The sequence below is a fragment of the Protofrankia sp. CiP1_Cm_nod3 genome (genome assembly GCF_982290655.1).
In genome coordinates this window covers 1,228-4,552 of sequence record NZ_CEVIVD010000251.1, presented here as the reverse complement: position 1 = coordinate 4,552, position 3,325 = coordinate 1,228, and the positions used below count along the sequence as shown (strand labels likewise).

Below are 3,325 nucleotides of genomic sequence, written 5' to 3'. Positions count from 1 at the left end.
CCGGTTTGTCCTCCGCCGAGTACCGGGCGGCGACAGACAGGAATGACACGATGTCCCGGGCCTGAATCTGTCGGTTGAAATCCGAAAGGGCAGCGAAGAACCATTCCTCCGAGCGTGCTTCCCGCGAGTTCAGTGAACCCAGCTTCTGCCCCCACACGTCGAAGAGGAGCCTGCTCAGAACGTCGTCCGTGGCCTCCTTGATCGTGACCTCCGCCGGTGGCCGCAGGGCGCTGGATCGTTCACAGACCCAGGCGGCCAGCCGCAGCGCCTCGGTTCTGTTCCAGCGCAGCTCGTATGCCTGGTGACGGGTGAGGAACTGGTCCGTGTTCTGCCGTATGGCACTGAGCACGAGGTCGCGCCGGACAAACACCACGAGGCCGAGCGGGTGGCCACGCAACGATCGCAGCCACTCGGTGCAGCCGGTCAACAGAGCTCGTAGTGCCTGCTGTTGACGGGAATCTTTGCTGAATTCCTGGAAAATGTCTTCCAGGCCGTCTATGACGAAGATGGCCTGGTGCTGGCGAGCCAGCGTCGTCAGTTGTTCTTCGGCATCATCCGGGGTCGCTTCCAGACCGGCGGCTCGGGCGAGCAGCGCCAACCAGATTCTGCGCCACGTCACGGAGCCGTGCTCCGACTCCAGCGAGTTGGATATCAGGTCGGTCAGCTCGAGCCCGGTGGCCGGCGCGGAACCTGTCAACCGGGCGGCGGAGTGGTTCTGTACCGCGCGGATCTCCTCCTGGATGGAAGGCTCGAGATTACGCGAGGCGAGTACCGGCACGAGGTTCGCCGCCAGTTCGGCGTCGTTGACACCCGCCGCTTCGGCGAACTCCGACCAGGTGGGACGGCGGCACATACGCAGATAGGTGAACGTCTTCCCGGAACCCTTGGCACCGACCATGATCTCAATAGGTGCTTCGGTGCGGTGCGCCGAGACCAGGTTTGTCAGCGGCTCGGTCGGGAGGAAACCATCTTCATCGGTGGTGCTTTCGGCATACTTCAGCCGGTCGGCCCATTCGTGGAGACGTCTGCGCGCCTCGGGCAGACTGAGCGGGGTGGCCTGCCCGGCCGCATCGGCACTATTCCTGGTCTGCGTGGGCTGAAGAATCTCGGCGAGAGCCATGACACGAGGGCGGATATCCGCCTGGTCGACCAGTGCGGCGACGTCGTTCCAACTTCCCGGCAGAGCCAGAAGCTGCGGAACGAACGGGCTGGGAAGCGGTGCCGTCCGGATATCCTGATCGATTATTCTCGTATCGTCGGGGAAGTCACCCTCGGAGTCGGCGGCCGGTACGGAGGTCGCGGCCAGCACGCTGGTGAGAGTGGCTTCGGCGGCGGCCAGATGTGATTTGTGTTCCTTGCTGTCGAACTGTGTGATGATGACACGGCACTGCGGGTCGGAAGGCTGTCGTGCCGGTGCCCGGTGGGCGATCTGCTGAAGGATGTGTTCGGTTCCCCGGAGAGACTGGTCGCTCATTGTCGTGACGAACACGCGCAGGACTCGCGGGTCCAGCAGGATCGGTGAGTTCAGTTCGCTCGCGCCGGCCCGCAGGTCGAGCAGGATGGTACCCGTCCCGAGCGCGTGCGCGAGCTCGGCAAGGGATTCGGTGAGAAAGTACGCGGGCCGGTCATGGGTCAGCAGGTCGACCGGTTCGATCCGCGGTGGGCCGAGCCGGACGGGGTCCCGCCGCGCCGGAAGCACGATCACATTGTCCAGCTGCTGGTTCAACAGGAACCTTCGGCCGATCGCGATGACCTCATCCCGCTCCGAGGCGGACGAGCCGTGGAGAAGCGCGAGAAAGTCCTCCAGCGCGAAGTCCATCCGCTGTCCCTGGGCCGCGAGCATCCAGGTGATTCCTGGGGCCTCCAGATCGGCGTCGACGAGCAGGACGGGATTCCGCCTGCCATCCCGCCCCGGCCGGCTGGCCAGTTCACGCGCCAACGCCACACAGTGCAGGGTCCGCCCGACACCGCCTTTGAACGAATGGAAGGCGCAGAGCTGGACGTCATGTGCGAAGGTGGCGTCGTCCGGTGGGGGAATACTTTCGGCAAGCTGCCGGACGATCCGGCGCTCCTGCCAGCGCGGCCGGCGCTCGACCTTTTCCACCTGTTCCGCGACCCGTAGCCGGACGGGTAGCGGCCGGCCGTCACCGTCGGCGGACTCGAGCAGCACATACTCGTGACCGGCGTCGACGGTCAGTGGCCCGAGCTGGTTGGTGAGCCAGGCCCAGAGCTCGGGCGGCCGCACATTCTCGGCGACGGTGAGCTCGATTTCGTCCCAGAAGGCGTCAACTTCCAACAGCCAGGGCGGCCACTTCCCGTGGGCGGCCAGCGAGGCGAAGTACTCGTCCACGTCCACCCAGGTATAGAGGTGTTCAGGGGCCGGCATGATGTCGTCCGGGCTCATTTCCGATGCTCCTCACGACACCAGTCGCTCAACTTGTCGAGCGCACTGACCGCGCTTTTCTCGTCGTTCTCGTCCAGGGCCGCGCCGTAACGCCATGCCTGGTGCAGCTCATGATGATCGACCGGCCCCCGCTGGCTTTGCCGCCGTCGGCAGGCGGACAGCCCGTCCAGATATGTCTGGCCGAGGTTCAGCGCCTTGGCGAGGCGCCGCAGGTCGTGGCTGCGCAGTTCCTGCGGCAGGGACTCGGTGCCTCGTGCGCTCGTACCCCGTTTGCCGAGGTAGGCAGCCTTCAGGCCGCATTCGACGCTGTAAAACCGCAGCAGCCGCCCGCCCGGACCGGCGCTCTGGCCGACCGCGTCACGCAGCGACGCGTAGGAACGCACAAGGTCCCGCACGGACACGTCCACCGCCATGTCGTAAGTCTACGGTCGGCTGGTCACGCACCCGCGTCCGCTGCCTTCCCGGCGCATCGGTGTCAATGCGACCGCGAAGTACAGGAGTTGCACATAGGTATGTGACAGCGACCGATGACGTAGATGAGTTGCCGGTGGCCCTCGCGGGGGCGCCGGGAGCGGACGGGGCTGGCGGGAGTTCCTATGTGTTCTTCTCGAAGATGAGGCGGAGGCCGATGAGGGTCAGGTGGGGTTCGTGGTGCTGGAGGGTTTCGCTCTCGCGGATGACGAGGGAGGCGAGTCCGCCGGTGGCGATGACCACGGGGTCGGTGTCCAGTTCGTTGGTGATGCGGCGTACCAGGCCGTCCACCTGGCCCACCACGCCGTAGATCATGCCGGACTGGAGGCATTCGACCGTGTTTTTCCCGATCACCGAGCGGGGTGGGATGAGTTCGACATTGCGCAGCTGCGCCGCCCGCGACGCGAGCGCGTCCAGGGCTATCTCGATGCCCGGGGCGAACGCGCCGCC

At 65.7% G+C, this 3,325-nt stretch carries 3 protein-coding genes; all 3 read right to left on the bottom strand.

The annotated features are described in order from the left end of the window. The coding region (locus AC5LUJ_RS23755; protein ID WP_493465825.1) for a ParA family protein at nucleotides 1-2,386 on the bottom strand (2,386 nt) is incomplete at its 3' end. Between the two features lie 14 nt (nucleotides 2,387-2,400). Next, a complete protein-coding gene (locus AC5LUJ_RS23750; protein WP_493465824.1) occupies nucleotides 2,401-2,799 on the bottom strand; it encodes a hypothetical protein in 399 nt (132 codons plus the stop codon). 199 nt (nucleotides 2,800-2,998) lie between these two features. After that, on the bottom strand, nucleotides 2,999-3,325 hold a 327-nt coding region (locus tag AC5LUJ_RS23745), incomplete at its 5' end, for a type III pantothenate kinase (protein ID WP_493465823.1).